Annotated in this window: 19 protein-coding genes and 1 pseudogene; 4 read left to right on the top strand and 16 right to left on the bottom strand. The window is 39.8% G+C overall.

The annotated features are described in order from the left end of the window. Positions 1–4: 4 nt before the first annotated feature. From cax to SporoP17a_RS06340, 7 genes are all read right to left on the bottom strand, one after another. Positions 5–1,051: a calcium/proton exchanger gene (gene cax / locus SporoP17a_RS06310; protein WP_237262421.1), complete on the bottom strand. Its 1,047-nt coding sequence runs from the start codon at positions 1,049–1,051 to the stop codon at positions 5–7. Positions 1,052–1,282: 231 nt separating this feature from the next. Further along, positions 1,283–2,179 carry a nickel transporter permease gene (gene nikC, locus SporoP17a_RS06315; RefSeq protein WP_083033709.1) on the bottom strand — a complete coding sequence of 299 codons (897 nt, stop codon included), beginning with the start codon at positions 2,177–2,179 and terminating at the stop codon, positions 1,283–1,285. 17 nt (positions 2,180–2,196) lie between these two features. Further along, positions 2,197–3,228: an ABC transporter permease gene (locus SporoP17a_RS06320; protein ID WP_369824377.1), complete on the bottom strand. Its 1,032-nt coding sequence runs from the start codon at positions 3,226–3,228 to the stop codon at positions 2,197–2,199. A gap of 67 nt (positions 3,229–3,295) precedes the next feature. After that, positions 3,296–4,924: an ABC transporter substrate-binding protein gene (locus SporoP17a_RS06325; protein WP_083033713.1), complete on the bottom strand. Its 1,629-nt coding sequence runs from the start codon at positions 4,922–4,924 to the stop codon at positions 3,296–3,298. Continuing rightward, positions 4,921–5,940 carry an ABC transporter ATP-binding protein gene (locus SporoP17a_RS06330; protein WP_083033715.1) on the bottom strand — a complete coding sequence of 340 codons (1,020 nt, stop codon included), beginning with the start codon at positions 5,938–5,940 and terminating at the stop codon, positions 4,921–4,923. Before SporoP17a_RS06330 ends, SporoP17a_RS06325 begins: the two co-directional genes overlap by 4 nt. Next, positions 5,915–6,940 carry an ABC transporter ATP-binding protein gene (locus SporoP17a_RS06335; RefSeq protein ID WP_083033717.1) on the bottom strand — a complete coding sequence of 342 codons (1,026 nt, stop codon included), beginning with the start codon at positions 6,938–6,940 and terminating at the stop codon, positions 5,915–5,917. Before SporoP17a_RS06335 ends, SporoP17a_RS06330 begins: the two co-directional genes overlap by 26 nt. 207 nt (positions 6,941–7,147) lie before the next feature. Continuing rightward, positions 7,148–9,091: an alkaline phosphatase family protein gene (locus SporoP17a_RS06340; RefSeq protein ID WP_083033719.1), complete on the bottom strand. Its 1,944-nt coding sequence runs from the start codon at positions 9,089–9,091 to the stop codon at positions 7,148–7,150. A gap of 255 nt (positions 9,092–9,346) precedes the next feature. Here SporoP17a_RS06340 and SporoP17a_RS06345 point away from each other — a divergent pair, with 255 nt between their 5' ends. After that, on the top strand, positions 9,347–9,973 hold the full coding sequence (locus SporoP17a_RS06345; protein ID WP_237262397.1) for a superoxide dismutase: 627 nt from the start codon (positions 9,347–9,349) through the stop codon (positions 9,971–9,973). Positions 9,974–10,119: 146 nt separating this feature from the next. Here SporoP17a_RS06345 and SporoP17a_RS06350 read toward each other — a convergent pair whose 3' ends face one another. The 3 genes from SporoP17a_RS06350 to SporoP17a_RS06360 form a co-directional block, all read right to left on the bottom strand. Further along, on the bottom strand, positions 10,120–10,923 hold the full coding sequence (locus tag SporoP17a_RS06350; RefSeq protein WP_083033724.1) for an alpha/beta hydrolase: 804 nt from the start codon (positions 10,921–10,923) through the stop codon (positions 10,120–10,122). Between the two features lie 236 nt (positions 10,924–11,159). Beyond that, a complete protein-coding gene (locus tag SporoP17a_RS06355; protein ID WP_083035925.1) occupies positions 11,160–12,506 on the bottom strand; it encodes a sodium-dependent transporter in 1,347 nt (448 codons plus the stop codon). Between the two features lie 23 nt (positions 12,507–12,529). Then, positions 12,530–13,810 carry a CDP-glycerol glycerophosphotransferase family protein gene (locus SporoP17a_RS06360; protein ID WP_083033727.1) on the bottom strand — a complete coding sequence of 427 codons (1,281 nt, stop codon included), beginning with the start codon at positions 13,808–13,810 and terminating at the stop codon, positions 12,530–12,532. A gap of 132 nt (positions 13,811–13,942) precedes the next feature. On the opposite strand from SporoP17a_RS06360, the gene SporoP17a_RS06365 reads away from it, so the two are divergent. Then, positions 13,943–15,160, top strand: coding sequence for a glycosyltransferase (locus tag SporoP17a_RS06365; RefSeq protein ID WP_083033730.1), 1,218 nt, complete (start codon positions 13,943–13,945; stop codon positions 15,158–15,160). Then, positions 15,129–15,863, top strand: coding sequence for an HAD-IIB family hydrolase (locus tag SporoP17a_RS06370; protein ID WP_083033732.1), 735 nt, complete (start codon positions 15,129–15,131; stop codon positions 15,861–15,863). The genes SporoP17a_RS06365 and SporoP17a_RS06370 overlap by 32 nt, the downstream gene beginning before the upstream one ends. Before the next feature lie 29 nt (positions 15,864–15,892). On the opposite strand, the gene SporoP17a_RS06375 is transcribed toward SporoP17a_RS06370, so the two are convergent. The 3 genes and pseudogenes from SporoP17a_RS06375 to SporoP17a_RS17315 all read right to left on the bottom strand — a co-directional run. After that, positions 15,893–16,444: an integrase gene (locus SporoP17a_RS06375; RefSeq protein ID WP_156890535.1), complete on the bottom strand. Its 552-nt coding sequence runs from the start codon at positions 16,442–16,444 to the stop codon at positions 15,893–15,895. 255 nt (positions 16,445–16,699) lie between these two features. Beyond that, entirely contained in the window at positions 16,700–17,035 is a 336-nt protein-coding gene (locus SporoP17a_RS06380) for a KGG domain-containing protein (protein WP_083033736.1), read from the bottom strand. A 210-nt stretch (positions 17,036–17,245) separates the two neighbouring features. Next, positions 17,246–17,447, bottom strand: a pseudogene (locus tag SporoP17a_RS17315) (KGG domain-containing protein); the annotation flags it as partial. Between the two features lie 308 nt (positions 17,448–17,755). Here SporoP17a_RS17315 and SporoP17a_RS16875 point away from each other — a divergent pair. Further along, positions 17,756–17,917, top strand: a complete 162-nt coding sequence (locus tag SporoP17a_RS16875; RefSeq protein ID WP_167693390.1) for a hypothetical protein — start codon at positions 17,756–17,758, stop codon at positions 17,915–17,917. A gap of 131 nt (positions 17,918–18,048) precedes the next feature. Here the strand turns inward: SporoP17a_RS16875 and SporoP17a_RS06390 are convergent, their stop codons facing one another. The 3 genes from SporoP17a_RS06390 to SporoP17a_RS06400 form a co-directional block, all read right to left on the bottom strand. Next, positions 18,049–18,333, bottom strand: a complete 285-nt coding sequence (locus tag SporoP17a_RS06390; RefSeq protein WP_083033746.1) for a KGG domain-containing protein — start codon at positions 18,331–18,333, stop codon at positions 18,049–18,051. Between the two features lie 82 nt (positions 18,334–18,415). Further along, the gene (locus SporoP17a_RS06395; protein ID WP_083033748.1) at positions 18,416–19,150 is read right to left on the bottom strand and encodes a hypothetical protein; all 735 of its coding nucleotides are present in this window, start codon (positions 19,148–19,150) and stop codon (positions 18,416–18,418) included. Positions 19,151–19,154: 4 nt separating this feature from the next. Continuing rightward, positions 19,155–23,003 (bottom strand): AAA domain-containing protein, encoded by a 3,849-nt coding sequence (locus SporoP17a_RS06400; RefSeq protein ID WP_083033750.1) that lies wholly within the window; start codon positions 23,001–23,003, stop codon positions 19,155–19,157. Positions 23,004–23,080 lie beyond the last annotated feature (77 nt).

The following is a 23,080-nucleotide window of genomic DNA, read 5'->3' on the forward strand; positions in this document are numbered from 1 at the left end:
ATACTTATAACAAGAAGAATCCAATCCCCATTATTAAGTAAGCTGAGAATAGCACGAGACCTTCGAACCAATTGGACTCCCCATCATTACATATATTGACCACTAATAATGTAGCAGTAATCATGGCAATCAATTCTGGCCAAGTGAATACTAGTGGCATTGCGGTAGGCATCATTAACGAAATCAGTACAAGCACTGGTGTTACGAACATTGCAATCTGCAAGGTAGAACCGATTGCAATCTCTACCGATACATCCATTTTATTTTTCATTGCCAATGTAATGGCAGAAGAGTGCTCTGCTGCGTTCCCAACGATTGCGACGATGATAACACCGATAAACAATTCTGACCAGCCAAATTTTTCACCTAGTGTACCAAATGTATGCACGAGCTTTTCAGAAACAAATGCTACAGCTACTGTTGCAACTAATAGTACCACTACGGACTTCATCTTTGTCCACTCTGGCACTTCGTCTGTCTCATGATTTTCGGAACCGAATACGCCTCGGTGTGTAAATAATTTAAATACTAGACCTGCCAAGTAAATTAGGATCAGTATGATCGAAATACCAACACTCAAATTCAGCCCAGTTCTAGTATCCATCGTCATCGAGAAGACTTCCGGGATCACAAATGCCACGACAATCGCAAAAATTAATAATGCGGAATTAAATCGAGCGTCAAAAATATTAAAATTCTGTCTCTTGTGCTTCAGGCCACCTGCGAAAAACGATAAACCCAGTACCAATAATAAGTTACCTAAAACAGAACCAGTTAACGACGCCAGTACGATTGCAATTAACCCGGCTTTTAACGTAAATATGGAAATAATAAGTTCTACCGCATTACCAAATGTTGCATTTAATAAACCACCAATTCGTGGTCCACTGACAATTGCTAAACTTTCTGTTGCTCTTCCGATGAATCCAGCTAGAGCAATAATACTGTAACAACATAGCGCAAACATCCATAGATCTGACCAATTCAAGAATGACGCTATAAATACTAATGGCACACCTGTAAACGCCATGACGGTAAATACTTTATTCAGTGTCTCCACCTCTTTTCATAATCAATTTGTTATAATCTTTCCCTTATTCTATTGCAAATAAACTCCTTAACAAATGGTTGATCATTATAATATAAACGAATGAATCAACCAGCTTGTAAGCAAATGATCACCTAATTAGTAATTGAAAAAAGATAGTGAGAAGTCTGTACATAAGACTTCTCTCTATCAACAATAATCAGTATGAGGTTTATTTCGAACGTAATAAATTGCTTAACTCTTCATTTTCGGATCCAATGCATCACGTAATCCGTCCCCCATTAAGTTGAAGCCTAATACAGTCAGCATAATGGCAAGTCCAGGGAAAATCATTGTCCATGGAGCATTTTGCAAATAATCCTTGGAGTCAGCTAACATCTTCCCCCATTCAGGATATGGAGCTTCTGCCCCTAATCCTAGGAACCCAAGTGCTGCCGCCTCGAGAATAGCTGTAGCAATTGCCAATGTACCTTGTACGATGACAGGCGCCATCGAGTTAGGTAATATGTGCGAAAACAGAATCCTGAAGTCTTTCATACCAATTGCCTTTGCCGCTGTAATATATTCATCTTCTTTAATACTCAGCACTTTGGATCGGATCAGGCGTCCGAAGTTTGGTACGTTAATGATTGCAATAGCAATTAACGCGTTACGTAAACTTGGTCCCAATACGGATACAATCGCAATTGCTAGTAAAATGGATGGGAAAGCAAGCATAATATCGAATATCCTCGAGATAATGGTATCAATCCAACGACCATAATAACCTGCAATGATGCCAAGGAAACTTCCCACTACAATTGAACCAACTACCGAGAAGAATCCAACAGATAATGAAATACGCGCACCATGAATAATGCGTGAGAAAATATCACGGCCGAAGTCATCCGTTCCAAACCAATACTCCGAAGAAGGAGGTTGCAGTCTATCTGTCATTAATTGTTCGTTGATGCCTTCTTTTGTGACAAGAGGACCGAATAGCGCAAGCAGGATAAAACCTATCACAATGACCGCGCCTACGACAGCCACTTTGCTCTTACGAAAACCTAACCAAGCTTCCCGCCAAGGCCCTGTTGTTTTTTCTAATTCTGCTTCTACTACTCCGTCTACCTTAGGCGTAAATTCTGACATGAACTGTTCCTCCTTCCTCAATCATACTTAATCCTCGGATCGATCAACCCATAGAGTAAATCGACGATCAGATTAATCATGACAAAGATAAATGCCACGATGAGAATGCCTGATTGAATAACAGGATAATCTCTAAAGTTGATTGCATCGTAAATGTAGCGTCCAATTCCAGGCCAAGCAAAGATTGTTTCCGTTAGAATCGCTCCACCAAGTAGTAAGCCAATCTGTAGTCCAATAATTGTCAACACAGGAATGATCGCATTTTTCAACGCGTGCTTATAGACTACCCAGAACATTTTCTGACCTTTTGCTCGTGCTGTACGAATATAATCGGAACGCATTACTTCCAGCATACTCGAACGCGTCATTCGGGCGATAATGGCCATCGGAATGGTGGCAAGCGCAAGTCCAGGTAAGATCAAATGTTTAATGACTACCCATAATTGATCAAACCTACCTTGTATGAGCGTATCAATTATGTATAAATTGGTTATGGCGGATACAGGATCACGGACATTTTCACGTCCCGTTGTTGGTAACCATTGCAATTCAATTGCAAATGCCCACTGCCCCATTAATCCTAACCAGAAGATAGGCATTGAGACACCGATTAATGCCAATACCATTGCTGAATAATCAAACCAGGAGTTTTGGAACCAAGCAGAAATAATACCCGCGTTAATCCCTACAACGACCGCGATAATCATCGCAAATAATGCCAACTCTAATGTAGCTGCTAAATAAGGCCAAATTTCATCCGCCACTGGAAGGCGCGTACGCATGGATTCTCCTAAATCCCCTTTTAGAATACCACCAAGATAACTGAAATATTGTGTATACCATGGTTGATCAAGACCCAGCTTGATCGTTAAAGCTTCCACCGCTTCTTTTGTAGCTTGTTGTCCTAAAATTACTTGTGCTGGATTACCAGGAATAGCTCGAATCAACATAAAAACTAAAAATGTCATACCAAGCAGGACAGGTATTAGCTGTAAAAGCCTCTTAATCGTATAGTTGAACAACTCTTTCACCCCTCCGGCTCTTATCATGTATTAATCAAAGAAAGGGAGAATACATGCTTCTCCCTCTTCTCCCATCATGCAATTTACGTATTACTTATTTGAATTCTACATTCGACAACAAATCAGAACCAGTAGGATGTGGAACGAAACCAGTTAATTCTTTCGCTCCGCCTAACAATGGAATGGAGTGTGCAATTGGAACCCAAGGTGCTTCTTCGTGAAGAATTTCCTGAGCTTGCTTATACAACTCAATACGCTTGTCTTCGTCTACTTCTGTTTGTGCTTCGAGGAATAGCTTATGTGTTTCGTCATTCTTAAAGTACGTATAGTTATTACTTCCGATATTGTCTTCATCTAACAATACGTATAGGAAGTTGTCTGCATCACCATTATCGCCAGTCCAACCTAGCATGAATGCATCTGCTTCCCCCTTGCTTGCTTTATCGAGGTAAGTTGCCCACTCATAAGAAACAATTTTCGCTTTAATACCTACATCAGCCAAGTTGCTTTGAATCGCTTCCGCTACTTTCGTACCATCTGGCATATACGGACGTGGAACCGGCATTGCCCAAAGTTCCATTTCAAATCCGTCTTCTAGACCTGCTTCTTTCAATAGTTCTTTCGCTTTTTCAGGATCGTATGCATACGCTTCTACATCATCGTTATAACCTGAAATTGATGAAGGCATAGCATTTTTCGCGACTTCTGCGCGCCCTTCAAAGAATGAATCAATGATTGACTGTTTATCGATAGCATAGTTCATTGCCTGACGTACTTCTTTTTTATCAAACGGCTCACGAGTGACCGTTAAACCAAGGTATCCTACGTTCATAGAAGGACGCTCGAATAACTGTAATGCATCATGGTCTTCAATTTTCACTCCATCAGCTGGATTGATTCCATCTGCTAAATCAATTTCACCAGAAAGCAAAGCATTCAGACGAGCAGAGTTATCAGGAATTGCTTGGAAAATAACGCGATCTAATTTCGGTAACCCTTCTTGCCAGTACTCTTCATTCTTTTCAATCGTAATAGTTTCATTTGGCTTCCACTCTACAAATTTGAAGGGACCTGTTCCTACTGGGTTTCGCTCATATTCATCATCGCCCTTTTCAAACGCCTCAGGACTAGAAATAGCGAACATACTCATAGCAAGATTTTTTAAGAACGGCGCTTGTGGACGCTTCAATGTAATAATCACTGTAGAATCTCCATCTGCTTTAACAGACTCAATTACATGATCTTCATCATCTTTAAATCCACCGAACATAGAATTGTAGTATGGGAATGTGTCTGCATCTCCATTAGCCCAACGCTCAAAGTTCTTTACGACTGCTTCTGCATTAAAATCGGTGCCATCATGGAATTTCACACCTTCTTCTAATTGGAATGTATACGTCAATCCGTCTTCACTTGTGTCATACTCTTTAGCAAGTCCAGGTTGAACCGTCGTATCCTGCTCCCCAAAGTTTAATAATGTTTCAAATAAATTCACCGTTACTTTAAATGTTTCTCCTTCTGTCACACGGGATGGGTCAAGAGATGTTGAATCTCCACCTCGTCCAAATACTAATGTTTTGTTTTCACTGCCGCCTTGATCCGCAGCATCTTTGTCCTTGTCGCCACTGCCTTCTTTGTCATCGCCGCCTGAACAAGCTGCCAGTGCAGTCGATAAGACAAGAAGCATGATCAACGCGAACGACCACAGTTTCCCTTTTCTCATACAGATCCCTCCAATTGTTTTTTTCTTTCTATATCATCGTTGCCTTCCGCAGTATAAAGATGGCAAGCAACAGAATGACCAGTTTTCTCCTCTGCTAATAGAGGGGTTACTTTCGTACATACATCCATTTTGAAGGGACAGCGAGTATGGAATGCACAACCGCTTGGCGGATTCGCCGGACTTGGCATATCCCCTTCAATAATGATTTGTTCTTTTTTATAATTGGGATCCGGCACAGGGACTGCAGACAATAACGCCTGTGTGTAAGGATGCAGTGGATTTGCGTAAAGCTCTTCACTTTCTGTAATCTCCACAATTTTTCCCAAGTACATTACTGCCACTCGATCACTGATATGGCGTACAACACCTAGATCATGTGCAATAAAGATATACGTCAAGTGGAATTCTTTTTGTAAATCTTGCATTAAGTTCAATACTTGCGCTTGAATAGATACGTCAAGTGCAGACACTGGTTCATCTGCAATAATCAACTTGGGGTTCGTCATCAATGCACGGGCTATACCAATTCGCTGTCTCTGCCCCCCACTGAATTGGTGAGGATAACGTTTTGCGTGGTATTCACTCAAGCCGACAATCTTTAGAAACTCTACAACTTTTTTGCGACGCTCCTTTGCATTGCCACCGCCATGCACAATTAATGGCTCTTCTAAAATCTTGCCGATTGTATGACGTGGGTTCAATGATGCATACGGATCTTGGAAGACCATTTGAATATCTCGACGAACTGCTCGAATTTCAGTTGCAGAGAGTTTCGTCAAGTCTTTCCCTTGGAAAGCCACGACACCCTCTGTAGGTTCTAGCAATTGCATAATGGTCCGTCCTGTCGTTGATTTCCCACAACCACTTTCTCCTACGATTCCAAGTGTCTCTCCTTCATTTACATGAAAGGTCACATCATCGATTGCTTTGACATGACCAACTGTTTTACCAATCAGCCCTTTGCGAATCGGGAAGTATTTTTTCAACCCTTCAACTTTTAGCAATGGTTTGCTCATTTGTACTCGTCACTCCTTGTTGTTCGTCATATAAGAAGCATCTCGTTTGGTGGTTTTCGGAGTTCCGGTACAATTCTGGTGTTTCTACCCAGCATCTAGAGAAAGCGCTTTCACATCTCGCGGCAAATCTACAACCTTTTTCTATAGAACCTGGTTTCGGTACATTGCCTGGAATCGAATAAAGACGATCTTTTTTATCCCGCATATCCGGAACAGATTGGATCAATCCTCGTGTATAAGGATGACAAGGATTTTCAAAAATCACTTCGGTTGATGCTTCTTCGATAACCTGACCTGAATACATAACGACAACGCGTTCACAAGTTTCAGCCACTACTCCTAAATCATGTGTGATGAGTAAAATCGCTGTATTCATACGCTCATTCAACTCACGCATCAACTTGAGGATTTGTGCTTGAATCGTTACATCGAGTGCTGTTGTAGGTTCATCCGCAATGAGTACTTTTGGATCGCATACCAATGCCATTGCAATCATGACACGCTGTCGCATACCACCGGATAATTGGTGAGGATATTCTCTCATAATTTCTTCAGAGCGAGGTAGTCCGACTAATTTCAACATTTCAGTTGCTCGTTCCCTGATTTGCTTTTTCGACCATTTTTTCTGATGAAGCGAAATGGCTTCAGACATCTGATTGCCTATTGTGAAGAGCGGGTTCAATGAAGTCATAGGCTCTTGAAAAATCATTGCGACATCATTCCCACGAATCTCCCTCATTTCCTTCTCCGTTTTTTTTAGGAGATCTTGACCTTCAAACAGGATTTCACCACCAGTAATTTTTCCAGGCGGACTTGGCACTAACTGCATAATAGATAAAGAGGTGACACTCTTTCCGCAGCCTGATTCTCCAACGACCCCCAAAACTTCGCCTTCTCTCACATAAAAGTCCACATGATCTACTGCCGGAATTTCTCCTGAATCCGTGAAAAAGGTCGTTTGCAAATCTTTAACTTCAAGTAATTTCTTTCTTTCGTTCATTTGCTCACCTTTTTCTTTTCTGAAATAACTAATTAATCATTATTATACTTTTATTCTGATTAAACGCAAGATGCTTTTTTGATAAAGTAATATAGTAAGAGAATTTTGTTGAAAACAAAAGAAGTGCAATAGGTTATGTCCTACCTACGCACTTCTTAAATGAATGGAATCTGTTTGAATATTATATTTATTCTTCCAGCTGTATAATTATTTCATTCGCCAAATGACTTTTCCTTCCACAAAATCTGGGGGTTGTAATCCTAATAATTCATATACAGTAGGTGCAATATCTGTCATTGTAATTCTTTTGCTGATTTGGCCTGGTGGGATCTTAGGGCCCGATGCATATAAAATCGGCCGTAATGTCGAACGTTCAGGATTTCCACCATGACTCCCTAATTCCTGCGTTGGTTCAACAGCAATTTCTGCATCTTTCCCCATCAAAAATCCTGGAGCAGCGGATAAAAACACATCTCCGCTATTATTATTATTTAAAGTAGCGTATCCCTCCTGTTCCTCTGTCCAAACTGTTTCGTATGGATACACTTCGGAATTCTTCTCGCTATATAAGACAGATGAGCTCGGATACATGTAGACCTTATCAAGTCTCTCATTTTTACTAGTAAGCCAACGTAAAATGGGATGTGCAAATTTTTCGGGGCCTTGGGAAAGACCAGTAAAAACGGCCTTATCTGTAAAGATCGATACGACTTCCTTCTTCACTTGTTCAAATTCTTCTTCTTTCACGATTCCTTTTTTCTCTCTGCCTTTCAAATTCACATAAACATGAGCAATCGTTCCACTCGCTTCTGCATAAGCTTTTGTTTTAGATGCATCTATATTTCCCTCTTGATCTTTTACAAGTAGTCCTGCCTTTTCCAGTTCTTTATTCGGTGAAAGCCTTGTATGAATTGGTTCCAATCCATGATCTGACACTATTAATACGTGATCATCAGGGGTTAAGTTGTTTTTAATTCGACCGATTGCACGATCTGCTTGGCCAAATGCCCAGCTCACATATTCCTCTTTTTCTACTACATTTGCTAATTGATATCCAGGTTGAGCAGGTTCTCTTAATAAGAATTCATGTAGTTCAGTGTCTACTACAGGATAATAGTAAAATAATAAGTCAGGCTGATAGTTCTCTTTAATATAAAAACTGACATCTGTCACCCAGTTTGTAAATCGTTCGCCTACTTGTTCATATTCTTCTCGTGTAATATCTCCATTTTTAAACGCCTCTATTTCATCAGCTGCTGGATAAAATCCAAATTCAGATTGTATCTCTTCTGCAAATTTTCCCGGTCCTCTGTATTGTCCACCCATTACAGTACCTTGAAACAACTGAAGTTCTTCTTTGTTCTCAGGATTTCTCTTTAGTTTCACGTAGAACCCTGCACTATCAAAGTTATGTAAGTGCAACGCGACAGCAATCCAATCATCGGGTGATACTTCTTCGCCCATATCTTTTCTATCCATAGACAAATAATATTTTGGCTCTTTTTCATCTGTTCGCAAAATATATAAGTTTTTAGCAGGTGATTTTTTTATATCCAATGAAATAACTGCCTCTTCTACTTTTATTGATCCTGCGTTTATTTGTTCAACGCGTTTATCATGTACTTCTGTAAACTTTAGGTTATGAAGCTTCGAATCTGCTAAGGTCCCACCTGAATAGACAGCATAGGTAGCAGCAGATGCGTTTTCAGGATTCGAGTCAGGAAAAGAGACGGTTGCTGTGACTTTCCCTTGATTTCTTGCCTCTTTCCATATAGGCGTAACACCCAATGTCTGCGCAAAACCACTTTGGTCTTCTTTTACTTTCTCCCCTGATGAATGAAAATAATTACTGACAATACCTGTCTTTGAAGGTCCAGCACCCGTAGACATTGCTGCATGGGATGGTGCAGTCAATGATGGTGTAACTGTAACAAAGTCTGTGGCATAAGCTGCCTGTTGCTGAAACTTTTCTAAGTTCGGCATAATTCCTTTGCTTATATAACGTTTTGCATCTTCATATCCCAAGCCGTCAAATGACACGACGCTTATTGTGCCTGTTGTTTCAGCAGCTTTACTAGATGAATGATTAGTAGTGATAGTCATACTACATAAAATACTAATTACTATGAACATACTTATTCGCTTAAACATATTGTCATCCCTCGCTTTATAGACCTATTCCCTTCATGAAAATATGGTAAACTTGCTAACTAAAAAAGCCAAAAAATCTTTCTCTTTCACTTCTAATTTCAAGCAGAACGTTACTAGTCCTTTAGTTTTATTTATTATTTATTTTTCATGAATCTATTGCATTTTTATTGTTTATTTATTAGTTTTGCCTTAAGGAAACATTATTTTCCTAGAGAAACTTTTAAAGTTTCTCATCGTTTCTTTGGAGGTGAAAATTTGAAGCCATTTGTTCATCCAGATTTGCCATATGCAGTAGACGGTCTTGAACCGTATATCGATGCAAGTACATTGGAAATCCACCATGGCAAACATCATCAAACGTACGTCAATAACTTGAATGCGGCGCTAGAACATCATGAAGAGTTACAATCTCAGTCTCTGGAAACTATATTGACTGATCTCAGTCAAGTACCTGAGGAGATTCGCACGGCCGTTCAAAATAACGGCGGTGGACATTACTGTCATAGCTTATTCTGGGAATCTATGACGCCAAATAGTAAAGGAGAACCGTCCGCAGACATTAAGCGAGAAATCGATAAGTATTTTACTACATTCGATAACTTTCAAGACGTCTTGTCGAAAGCGGCAAACAGTCGCTTTGGTAGCGGGTACGGCTGGTTAGTACTTTCTGATGGTGAGTTAGAAGTCATGAGCACGCCAAACCAAGATACACCATTGAAAGATGGAAAAACTCCATTACTAGTCATCGATGTATGGGAACACGCTTATTACTTGGCATACCAGAACCGCCGCCCCGAATTTGTGCAAAATTGGTGGCACACTGTGGACTGGGACATTGTGAATGAGCGTTTCATTCAAGCTGCTAAAACAGCGGCAAATTAATTTTTCTTTTTTCCTTATCTCCAGTTTTACCCTACATTCCAAAATTAGGGCTGCCGAACCGCGGAAACGGATCAGGCAGCCCACCTTTTTATTTTCATTAAAAAATCTCCCGCCACGTATTTACCGTCTGGGAGATTTTCACGAATTTATGTTTGCGACACGAACTTTCCTACTGGACTACCTTCAAGCCAAGCCAAACTATTGTCGAACAACTCATCTTCAAATGAATAACTCGAAAATGTATGATCTGCTTTGTCGATATACTGTTCAAACACTTGCTTAGTATCTACGCGTTTATTGAGTGAATTTGCGTATCGCACTGCATGTTCTTTCGGAATTTGCTCGTCTGCCTTTGCATGAATAATATGAGCGGGCCCTGTAAATAAGCGAGCCGCTTCTATAGGCTGATGCTTTTTCAAATCTTTCAAAAATGTTTGGCTGATCATAAATCCGCGGTAATCATAACTTCCCTTTCTCGCAATTTCATGAACCGCTTTCGGTCCTAGAATCCCAGTAATGTCTTCGTATGGCATACCTACCGGTGACCAGAGAATTAATTGTTTAATTCGGGTATCGCTTGCTGCCGTAAGTGATGCAACAGCTCCCCCCATACTATGCCCAACCAACGTAATGCGACGTTGATCTATTCCTCGGACGGAGCCTAGATAAGTTACTACATCCCGCACTTCATTCAATTGATTCGTTAACGTTACCTCCGCATAATCCCCATCACTTTCTCCACAACCACTAAAGTCAAAACGGAATACCCCATATCCACGCTCAGTAAAATATCGTGCAGCTTTAACAAACAGACGGTGCTCGCCTACTTTACTACCTACGAATCCATGAACAAATAGTAATAATGGTATATCTTCTTTTCTATATTCAGGCAGATGCAGCGCACCAGATAAATGATGTTCTCCAGAACGAATCGTGATCATCTTTTGCATTTCATCCCCACTCCCGTCAAAATATATTATTCCAACATGTTTAATAGGTATTATACAATGTAGATAGATCTAAGTCAACTCGATCCATTGGTAACTCTTATTCTTATATAAAAAAAGACTCCCCATTAGGAAGTCTAAGTAGTGTATGAAAGTGAGTAATTAGTGGGGAGTTTTGGGATTTTCCTTCCAGAGAGGACGCTATCCAGGAGGGTACCATTCCCCTTTGCTCCACTACATTACTTCACAATCCCAAGCGTATTCAAGAACACCACAATAATAGTCAACGGCACTACCCACTTCATTAAAAAATGCCATAGCGAATAGAAACCTTTGAATTGCGTGTTATACTGCGTAAACTCATCACGCACCAAAATCTGGTCCATCTTGTAGACAATGAATAACGCAATCAGTAAACTTCCTGCGGGAAGCAAAATATTACTAACCAGATAATCTGTCGCATCAAAAACACTCTTATCGAATATCAACCATCCTGATAATGTACTAGAAGACAAGGCAGAAGGAATTGCGGCAATGAATACCACCGCACCAATCAACCAAGTAACAGACTTTCGCGTCCGCTTGCCACTCGCTGTCATCGCTGCCACAATGATCTCGTACAAACTAAACGAAGACGTCAATGTCGCAAACAAGAACAAAATCAGAAATAACGCCAAGAAAACTTGCCCGAGCGGGAGTTGTGAAAAGACTGCTGGTAACACCATGAATAGTAATTCAGGTCCTGCAGCCGGTTCTTGCCCAAACGCGAAGACCGCTGGGAAAATAGCTAATCCAGCTAGTAATGAAACAAATAAATTCATTCCCACTACGGAACTTGCAGAAGAAGTCAAACTGACGTCTTTCTTCAGATATGAACTGTACGTAACCATACAAGAAAACCCGACAGCCAATGAAAAGAATGACTGTCCAAGTGCATACAACACCGATTCTCTTGTAATACTAGAGAAATCGGGCTTCAAGAAGAACGACACGCCTTCCATCGCACCGGGCAACGTCAATGATCGAACAACTAAAATAATGAAAAACACAAATAATAGAGGCATCATATACTTATTCGCTTTTTCAATACCGTTTTGTACACCAGAAGATACGATCAATATGTTAATGATAGTAAATAATAGCAGACCAATTAATGTCGTGATTGGTGAACCTACAATTGAGCCAAATTGTTCCGAATAGGAAGCACCTTCACTAATAACCTTGCCACCAATAGATAATCCGCTATACACGAATACCCAGCCACCTACTACACTGTAGAAGGAGAGTAAAAGAAAACACCCAGCGACACCGAGCTTACCAATCCACGGCCATGCACTCGCTGGCGCTAGCTTTTTGTATGCACTGATTGCTTCTTTACCTGAACCACGTCCGATAATAAATTCAGAAACCAACATAGGTAACCCAATTAAAATCGTAAATACTATAAATAGCAGGAAAAACGCACCGCCACCGCTCATTCCCGTAACGTACGGAAATTTCCATATTGCTCCAAGGCCAATTGCTGCGCCTGCTGAAGACATAATAAATCCAAGCTTTGAAGACCATTGTTCTTTTCGACGTTCCATCATTTCACCCATTTTCTTTACTTCTACTTATTACAGTTATACTGTACTGCTTCAGCAGAAACAAGGGAAAAATGATTTTCGTCTTCAGATTCTTTTTTATGATTTGTCTGCTTCCGTCTACTACTTTTACTAAAAAGAGCTGTAGCTAGACGTTCACAATTATGGTCATCAAAATAGTCGATGTACGCTGACGCCTTGTTAAAAAACGGATTTTCAAATCTTTTTTCTTTAATGAGAGTATCAAGATAATATACTACCTCTTCTTTATTACGTGCCTTATAGCCGAATAGATCAGTATCCAGATTCAGATAAGAGCCCCGGTTAGCTAAGAACTCCTGCTGATCAAACGTATAGAAGATGATTGGTTTATTCATATATAAGAAGTCCCAGCAAATACTGGAGTAATCTGTTATGAGCATATTTGCATCACGAAGTTCCTCCATTATCAGTATTTCATCAAAGCTGAAAAATGTAATCCGTTCATTGATTATGCCGTTTTCTCTGAAATACTTTTCATAACGCTTCATAAACGGATGTAGAATAACTCTTACTTCAAGCTTTTCATCCTGTATAATCATTTGAAACTTCTCACTCTTCAAAAGTCCCACTGTCGATAGAAAATACGTACTATCCAGAAACTCTTCTTCAGTCAAATCGAACAGCCACTCTCTCCAAGTGAACATCAGCAGAAGACGTTTCATTTCAGATGAAGGATGATCAGGAGTCAGACGATCAAAACGCGCCATCCCCGTTATAACCAGCTTATCATCAGAAATGCCCCATTCATTTCTTTTAATATCGTATTCGTATTCAGAAGCACAATTAAAATAATTACATCTTTCTAACAATGGAATGTCTTCTTTTTGGATTAAAATCTTTTTGAAACATTCAATACCATGACTGATATGTAGCATCACAGTTTTTTTGTTTAAAAAAATGAATTTATCCATACCTGGCGCTAAATCATAGATGATTGAATGACCATGAACAGAGTAGCTTGCACGAAAGAACAATAAATAATTCCGGAAACTGCCAAGTGGCACAGCCTTCGGAATCTGATGTTTTTTTACGTAATCGTAGTGAGGATCATACATCCAGTAAATCTCCATTTGATCTGAAAAATTTTCTGTAGCATAGCGATGAAATACCGCAGCGTTATCCTCGTATTTTTCTCCTAGATTTCCACCCACTAATAGTATCGTCTTAGGGTCTTTTCTATAGAATAGTTTCACTGTAATATAAGCCAGTAAAATTTTTACATATATCCAACCTGTCTTCCATACTCCATCTTGTTTTAACCGCATATACTCACCTCCAGTAATCTGTCTATTTCCCTATCTTTCTTCATTATAAACCAATTTATGTTTCTCCTAGAGACAATTAGGGTAAAAGATTATATCTAAGAGAGTGAAGAGAGTAGAAGGGAGAAAATAGATATGATAAGAAAAGTACTATTTATTTCTGATCATGGTGATCCGTTGGCGCCTTTGGGAAGTGAGCAAGCCGGCGGACAAAACAACTATGTCAGACAGCTGGCTTTAGCGTTAGAGAAAGAAGGGTACGCGGTAGATGTTGCAACACATTGGAATAGTATAGACACTCCTGAAGTTGAATATTTTGGTACTTCCTGCCGGGTTATACGTTTTGCTGCGGGAAAGCATAAATTTGTGCCAAAAAACGAAATGTATCGTCTGATTCCTGAATTTTTTGATGAAATGTCAGAGGCACTTAATTTCAATAATTATGATGTCGTGCATACTCATTATTGGTTGTCGGGTCTCATCGGTTCGTTTATTAAGCAAAAATGGAAAATTCCATGGGTGCACACGAATCATTCACTGGGTATCGCGAAAAAGAAAGCGACAGGTAACTCGGAAGCTTTGCGCCTTCTTACCGAAAAAATGATTTTAACTTCAGCAGATTTAGTTGTAGTTACTACTCAATCGGAAAGGCAGCTGATTCGTGAATTTATTACCAATCCCGCACCTATAAAAATCATACCGATTGGTGTCGATGATGCGTTTCAGTCAAACAGGCCTAAAATTGTCGCTTCGCCATATTTTGCATTTGCAGGCAGATTGCAAACGTCAAAAGGTATATACACCCTCCTAAAAGCGTTCGATTTACTGATAAGAGATAATCCTGAGATGGGCCACACTAAGTTGATTATTGCTGGAGGCAGTGAATCTTGTATTTCTTCTAAGAATCATTTACCGAAAAGCCGAAAGCTTCGTGCGGCAATTGAAGGTTTTGAGCACAGAGTGAAATTCCTAGGTCCACAAAACCAACGACAGCTGGCCCAATTATTCACGAATTCTGTAGCCACTATTGTTCCATCTCATTACGAATCATTTGGAATGGTCGCTGCAGAGGCGCAGGCATGTGGTAGTCCTGTCATTGCTTCAAGAGTTGGTGGACTACAAGACATTGTCAAAGATGGCATGACTGGACTCCACGTGAAGCACAACAACCCTAGCCAACTAGCACAGGCTATGTCGACATTATTGAATAATCCGCATCTGACAAAAAAACTTGGACGAAAAGCCGCCTCTTATGCACGGCAGGAATTTAACTGGAGTGTCCTGGCTCACAAAATGATCGAATTATATAAAGGAGTTTCCAATGAAACAAAAATCCTATCTACTGGTGACTGATCTGGATAACACGTTAGTCGGTGATCCAGAAGCATTGAAGAGTTTGTTCACATTTTATGAAGAGAGAGATTTCAATCCTGGATTGATTTACGTAACAGGCAGACATTTGCAATCAGCACTTTCGCTCATAGAACGAGAAAAACTGCCGTTTCCTAATATTCTTATCACTGATGTAGGGACAGCTATTTACCATGCCCCCGATTGGTCTGAAGACAAGGCGTGGGCGGCTTGGGTAAGTGAAACATGGCTGCCTGAAGGTATTTTATCACTTACTAAAAACATTTCGGCCATCGAACAACAGGAACTGCCACATCAAAAACGCATATCTTATACAGTGCATTCTGGACAGCCGCATATAGTAGATGCCATTCAATCCACGTTAGACACTCATAACATTCCATGTTACTTCGTATATAGCTCGGGCCGTGATGTGGACATTCTCCCCGAACGTAGCGGAAAAGGAAAAGCTGTAGAATATGTCCTTCGCGAATATGCTAAAAAGGACGTGCGTCTTTTACTAGCAGGTGATTCAGGTAATGATGCCGAGATGCTGTCACTTGGATATCCGGCCGTCATTGTAGGTAACGCACAGGCAGAGCTTTCTAAGCTGCCTTCCCACACGCTTTTATACCGGGCAAAGGGATATTATGCAGATGCGATAAAAGAAGCCTGGAACCACTTCTACCCGACAGTTCAAAAATAAAAACCAATTGGAACGAGGCCAATTGGTTTTTATTTTGCAGATTTTTCATTGATCAACCGATGATATGCCTGTAAATCATGTTGATAAAGTCTATGATAGGAAGCCATGCTATGTTTTCGTACTGCATTAAAGTCGGTTGCATGAACCAATGTATACTTTTCGTTCAGCTCAGAGGCATTGTCCCAAGCGGTTATTTCAAAAGCCAAGTTCGTTTCATCTTCTTCAATCAGCATTTTCAGTAGATCAGGCGTACGGAAAATTTCTTCCTTACTATAACTCTTTTTCATAGTGAAGATTTCAATAGTTCTTGCTAACGAGGCTTCTAATGCTGGCAAATCGATAGCGTGACCTAATTCATGCATCGTAATGGTTTTAATGTAGTCTTCAAATAGGCAAATCGTTTCAATATCTCCGTAAGCAATTTTTAGCCTATCCATATCATATCCAATATATTTCCCTATAAAATTATAACTCATATTGATTCCATCGTGAACTTCACGGAGTTCCTCTTTCATATTCACAGTTTTCATGACTTCATTTATGCATTGAGGCACGTTTAAAGACAAAACCTGTTCATTCATTCTCATTCATCCCTATTTCATATATATTTTTTATGCCCCTCTTTATTGCTAAGCATATTATACTACGCCTAATACTATCAATCAATACAGAACTATGAGCAATTACCCACTTAATCATATATTTAATTACTGATTTCACTCTTTAGACAAAATAACTATATTTCCATAAAAAAATACTCTTGAATCGTGAAGTCGATTCAAGAGTATTTTTCATTTTATCTTTTATTTTATTAATTTTTCATATCAACTTACCGCTCACTGGTTATTATCGCGCTGTCGCGCTCGCGCTTCGCCGCCTTTACGACCAGCTTCTTCACGGCTCATTTTCCCATTACTGTTGTTGCTATTATTGTTCGAGTCGCCTGAATTGTTTGAGTCATTCTGTTCGGCTCTCGCTTCTCCGCCTTTACGGCCAATTTCTTCATAGAATTCTTTGTCATGGTTATCAGAGGTAGCCTCTCCACCTTTGCGGCCGATTTCTTCGTAGAATTCTTGACCATGATTTTTAGAGGTAGTTTCGCCACCTTTACGTCCCGCTTCCTCAAGACTCATTTTGTTGTCATTGTTGTTACGATTGTTTCGGTTAGCCATTGTAAAATTCCTCCTATACATTGATCATTTGTAGCTTTTTCTTCTATTTCAATTAGTTTTTCATAGTACAATATGGTTACTGGTTATTATCGCGTTGTCGTGCTCGTGCTTCGCCGCCTTTACGGCCCGCTTCTTCACGACTCATTTTCCCATTACTGTTGTTGCTATTATTGTTCGAGTCGCCTGAGTTGTTTGAGTCATTCTGTTCGGCTCTCGCTTCTCCGCCTTTACGGCCAATTTCTTCGTAGAATTCTTTGTCATGGTTATCAGAGGTAGCCTCTCCACCTTTGCGACCGATTTCTTCGTAGAATTCATGATCATGATTTTTAGAGGTAGCTTCTCCACCTTTACGACCCGCTTCTTCAACACTCATTTTGTTGTTATTGTTTTCACGATTGTTTTGGTTAGCCATTTTAAAATTCCTCCTATGCATTAATCATTTTAGCTCGTCGACAAGCTTATTAGATATATTCCCAACACACACTAGTTTAAACAACAAAAATATATTTAAAGCTATATTTGTAGAAAAGTATTAGTTAATTCCTTTTTTCACCACAATCACATCTGCTATTTATCAATTCAATTTTATTACTTTACAAATTCCCTTTAAAAATAACCACCTCAATCTTCAGTATTTTATTTACTACAGGAAAACTTGTATATTTTCCATGCATTTAAGCCAACTTACAAAGAACTTCCTAGTAGAAAGGAGCCTGACCAATGGGACGCGATGAACACAGTAAAGGCAGCAACGCCTCCGGTTCTTTACCGCAAACGCCAAAAAACCAGAAGATTGCTGCACGTGACATGAAGGAAGAAACTGCTCGTGAATTTGCTGAACTACGCAAAAGTGCTGCCTCATCAAAAAAACGTAAATCTTGAATACCGTGCCATCGTATGATCTCATCAGAAAAGCCAGAGAAGATTCATTCTTCTCTGGCTTTTCTTGCTGTATTTAAATTCAAGTGGCTTTCGGAACTTTCAACTGCTTCTATTGATTGAAATCAGACAGATTATTGTCTGTCATTAAGTTGACTGGCACGGGCTTCTCCGCCTTTGCGGCCAATTTTCTCGTAGAAATGTTTATCATGTTTTTCGGAAGTCGCCTTTCCGCCTTTACTTCCAATTTCTTTATAAAATTCACTACTATGCTTTTGAGCAGTAGCTTCTCCACCTTTACGCCCGATGTTCTTATAAAATTCTTTATCATGTTTTTTAGAAGTAGCCTGTCCACCCTTGCGTCCTGCTTCTTCTAATGTCATTTTCTTTTCGTGATCGGTTGTTTGCCGGTTAGCCATGTATATTCATCCTCCTACTTTTCGTTTAATGTAGCTTAATGAATATATTCCCAGTTTGCGGCTTGCTAAACGCACACTCTTTTCAATTTCCAAGAGGATCTTGCTCATCGATTAGTTTTTCTAGCAGTTCATCCCACTCTTCTGTCAACGTGTTCCACACTCTCGTGAAGTAATTATTTTCTGTACGATTCCATATGTAAAACTCCACGCACGGAATTAGCTGGGTTTCAATCCCCTGAGGTGGTTCCATAGTGTTAATGACTTCCTGAAAAGCACCTTCAGTAATCTCTGCTCTAGCGGATAGAAGTGCAGTACGCATTTTTTCATCGTCGATTGTCTCTACTTTTTTCGTTTGATTCTTCGCAATACGGAACGCTTTGACTTTTGTTGTAAATACATTCTCGGGTTGTTGACACAGGATGGCATCATGGCATCCACTGTAATAAAACTTCATTTCTCGTTTCTTTGGAGGGTGTTCATAAATTCCAGATTGCAATTGTGAGACGCCGGTCTTCGTCAACATAAAACTACCTGCACGTAATTCAATCATTTGGGCCTTCTGCATTTTAAGGAATATATTCTCAACGAATAATGGTTCGACAGCCAGAAATTCCGCAATCATTTTTGATTCAGATACTTCAATTTTCTGTATCGTCAATAAAATCATTTTCATCAAGATATCCATAGTAGTTCGCTTGATCGTAGTGTATTGGATATTGATTAGCTCCACCGGTAATCCCCAGCTATCTGATTGCTGTATTTCGATGTCTGGCTGTTGTTGGAGTTCTTGTTGCAACCTTTTTCGAAGCGAATCCATTTGCTCAGCCTCCTTGAATGTGTTCTATTTTGCGTAATCCATCCTGACGTTCTACGACTTCACGCAATTGCTTATACATATCTTTTGTAGAAGCATTCTTTGTCTTGATAGTGAACATTTCAGAACTTCCAACGATTATAAGTAATTCTCGGGCACGTGATAATGCTACATTTAGACGTCGATAGTCTTTTGCAAATCCAATGTCACCATTCTTCTCTCCATGATTTCTAACGAAGCTCAATATGATGATATCCATTTCCATGCCTTGAAACTTATCTACCGAACCTGTACGATAATGCAATTGTTTCGGTCGAATCTCTTGTTGGATCAGTCGATCAATTCGCTTTACCTGTTCACCGTAAAAACTAATTACACCGACGCTCTTCTTTTCGTCTGGCTTCATTCGGCCATCTTTTTTAGCTTTTTCTGTCGCGTGTTCAATATCTATCAATAGATCTTGAATGATGGTTAGTTCCGCTTCATTGAAACGACTTGTCCCACCTTTGACTTGGTCTTCGAAAAACGAAGGGATATTGGGTGTGTCGAGCCATAACAAATGGTCTTTCCTGGTAATTTTACTACTTTCGAGCAGATGATCTCGTACTTCTTCTGAATTAGAAAGCCCGCATTGTAATTGATAGTCACCATCTTTATAAAATGGTGCGATTGTTTCCATGATTTTTTCATGCATGCGGTACTGAATGCTGAGCATCGTTTTGTTTTGCTTAGGCAACGTACGGAATAGCCGTTCAAATAATGACTCATTGAGTAGTTTTTTCATTTCACGTTGTACTTCAGGATCTTTTTGCTGAACTACTAGTTCGTCCATCGTTTCTTGTCCTACTAGCGGCGGTAATTGATGATGGTCTCCCACTAAAATAACTTTTTTACCTTTAAGCATAGGCAATAGTAATTCTGGCGGTGTTGCTTTTGACACTTCATCGATAATGACTACATCGAAGACCGGGTATTCTTCCATGAACTTTTTGGAAGCTGATGCGACGCATGTCGTGCCGATTACATTCGCATGATCGATATAAAGCTTACGGATTTCATCCAAGTCATAATCGTTAGCATCACGCAGTAATTCTTCCCATTGCGCTTGCAGTTCTTGCAGGACTGGAAGCTGCTCCTGTTCTTTTACTACTTCTGCTAATTGGGGTTCAGCTTGCGCAAGCACCATTTCTACTTTCTCCAATTGCTCTTTTATATCTGGTTTCAATTGAACTACGAGCTCTTCTATTTCCTGCTGTCGTTTATGTTGTTCTTCTTGTAACTGCAAAGTTTTCTGTTCTACAGCTAGAGCTTCATTTTTTTCTTGTTCAAGCTGTTGTTTTGCTTGAGAACACTTTAATTCTGAAGTAGTTATGGACGCTGTTAATTGTGTTACATTTTTTAATTGTTGTCGGCCCTCCAAGATCTTCGTTTCTAGCTCATTCATTTCCTGTGTGAGTTGATTTTCCTCCCACTCTTTTTCAGGTGGCTCATTGGTTTCTAACCATTCTTTAATCTGCTTCTCCAATTCTACTTGCTTAGATTGCAGATGTTGCATCTGCTCTTCTTTTCGTTGCATATTGGCTTGTATTTCTTGAAGTGCTTGTTGTAAGAATCTCAGAATTTCATGTTTCACTTCTGCAAATACTTCCTTTACAGAGTGGACTTTCTGTTGCTGAAGATCTATTCCTTTTGCACGAACGATCTCTTCTTTACCGTAAAACAATGACATACCTTGTGCTATCTTCTGGAGTACGTCTGTTTTGGCGGATGAAATTCCTTTGTTTTGCAGCACTTTTTTTGTTGTTGGATTGATTAGAAATTTCCCCAGACGGTCAATCATTTCATGCATTTCTTGAATGGTTGTGAAATTATCGGTTGAGCGCTTCGTAATGGTCTCTATTGGGTAACGGTGTGTTTGCAATAGGGAAAGAGTTTTTTTGATAGCTGTTTGAAAACGTTCATGCAGTTCTTTCCATTCTTGAAATTCGTAGGAGTACTCTCCACTTTCAATTGACTTGATGATTCGCTGTAAATCGTTATTTCGCAATGTAATATGAATAGGGATTTCAATCTGGTTTGTAGCAAGCGTCTTCTGGATATCTTTCATTTTGGTCTGAGACAGTACATCACGATGTGTAGCTTCTAGTATTTGTTTGCTGTCAGGAAGTGTGTTGTATTCCTCCATAATCTCTCGTTGCGCTTCCTTATTGCTCTGCAACTCTGCTAGCGAATGGATATATATTTGTGTCTGTCTTACTAGACGCTGCTCTTTTAACCATTCTTCTATTTGGGCTGACAACTCTTCTTTACTCGACTCTGAATTTAGCTGTTTCCGTAACTCTGCGATTTCCTTCATGCGTTGTGCAAGGTCTATTTCAGTTTGCTCAATTCCCTGTTGCTTTTGAGAAAGCCGACGTACAGATTGGTCAAGCAGGGATTTCTGAGAAAAGTATGTAGACTTTAGTTTTTTTAATTTCTCTTGCATAATATTTTGCATGTGTAGTTGCTCAGTTAAAGTGATTTTCCGTTCTGTGTTCTGTTGAATTTGTTCAGTTAATTGATCCGCACGTTTTTGCAATTCAGTATCTTTTGTTCGATAAATAGCACGTGTCGCTTTCACGGTTTCTATTGTTTCATTTCTCCAATGCAACGCTACATTTTCTTCCATGAAGCGCTTGCCCTCTTCTTCGATACTTTCTGATCGTCCATAACGTAAAATACGCGTCGCTGGATCTGTCAGTAATCGACCGAGTGCGTTATCTACCGCTAGATTTGATTGAGATGCAACGAGTGTCCGCAAGCCTGCTTTGACGTTTTGATAGCAAATTTCAGAGATCACTGTTGTTTTCCCTGTACCAGGCGGACCTTGGACTACAAATAAATCATGCGCTTTCATCGCACCGGAAACCGCCTCTTGTTGGAATTCATTCAAATTATTATGGAACTCCAGTTGTGGCTGTTTATTAGTAATTTGCACGACAGGCCGCTCTTCAAATAAAATTTTTTCCAAATTTGCATTTGCGGCTAGACCATCTTGTAAGTCTTTGAAACCTTTACGTAAACGACGAATTTGACTTAATTCTGCAAAGTTCGTCAGCACCAGACTTTTATTACGTGTTGGTAACCATTGTTCGGATCGCGCTTTCTTTTGAAACCGTTGATTTAGTTCTACAACAATAACCTTTTGACCTTTCTGCGTGTCGACGATTTGACCGATTTCAGCAGAAAGTTCATCCACCTTCACACTAAACCCACGGAGTTGCTTCCAGTTTTTCGTTTGCAAATCTTTACACTGTAGACGTACCTTTGTAAAATCACTAGTGAAACTGGCTTGGCTAAATGTACAGGCGATATCCGCTACGTCCGCATTTTTCTCCGCAATTTGTAGATAGCCTTCCCAACTTTCAATTCTTTTCTTTACGTATTCTGAACGTTCTTCCGCGATCGGTAATTGGCGTAACTTCGTATAGAACTCGATTGGCAACGCTACTCCTGCGCGATGTAACCTAAACTTAATCGCCGTATGTAGCCGCCGATTTGTCTGAACAGGTTCTCTTGCGCCTCTTACATGAAAGCCGGTTGCTAGCAGACCATCTGGTTTCAATACACATTCCATAACTGCCACACGTTGTTGAACTTCTTTGGCAAATCTTTTATTGGTTTTCGGATCAAAAAACAACGCATAGGATTGGTTCCCCATACGATTCTCCGGTTTCTTTTCAATATGTATATCAAAGACAGACTCTGAAGATACGAAGGCTTCTTCACTTAAAAACCACTGTTCCAAACCTTTTCGTGCATTTTTCGTTATTTCTAAACTGCAAAGAATCATTTCTATATTTTGTAGCGCACTCATATTCGTACATTCTTTTCAATATAGGGTCTTACTTCAGCAAGTATATTTGTCATGCTTCTCCCTGTTATTCCCTTGTT

Source organism: Sporosarcina ureae (assembly GCF_002082015.1).
Lineage (GTDB): Bacteria > Bacillota > Bacilli > Bacillales_A > Planococcaceae > Sporosarcina > Sporosarcina ureae_A.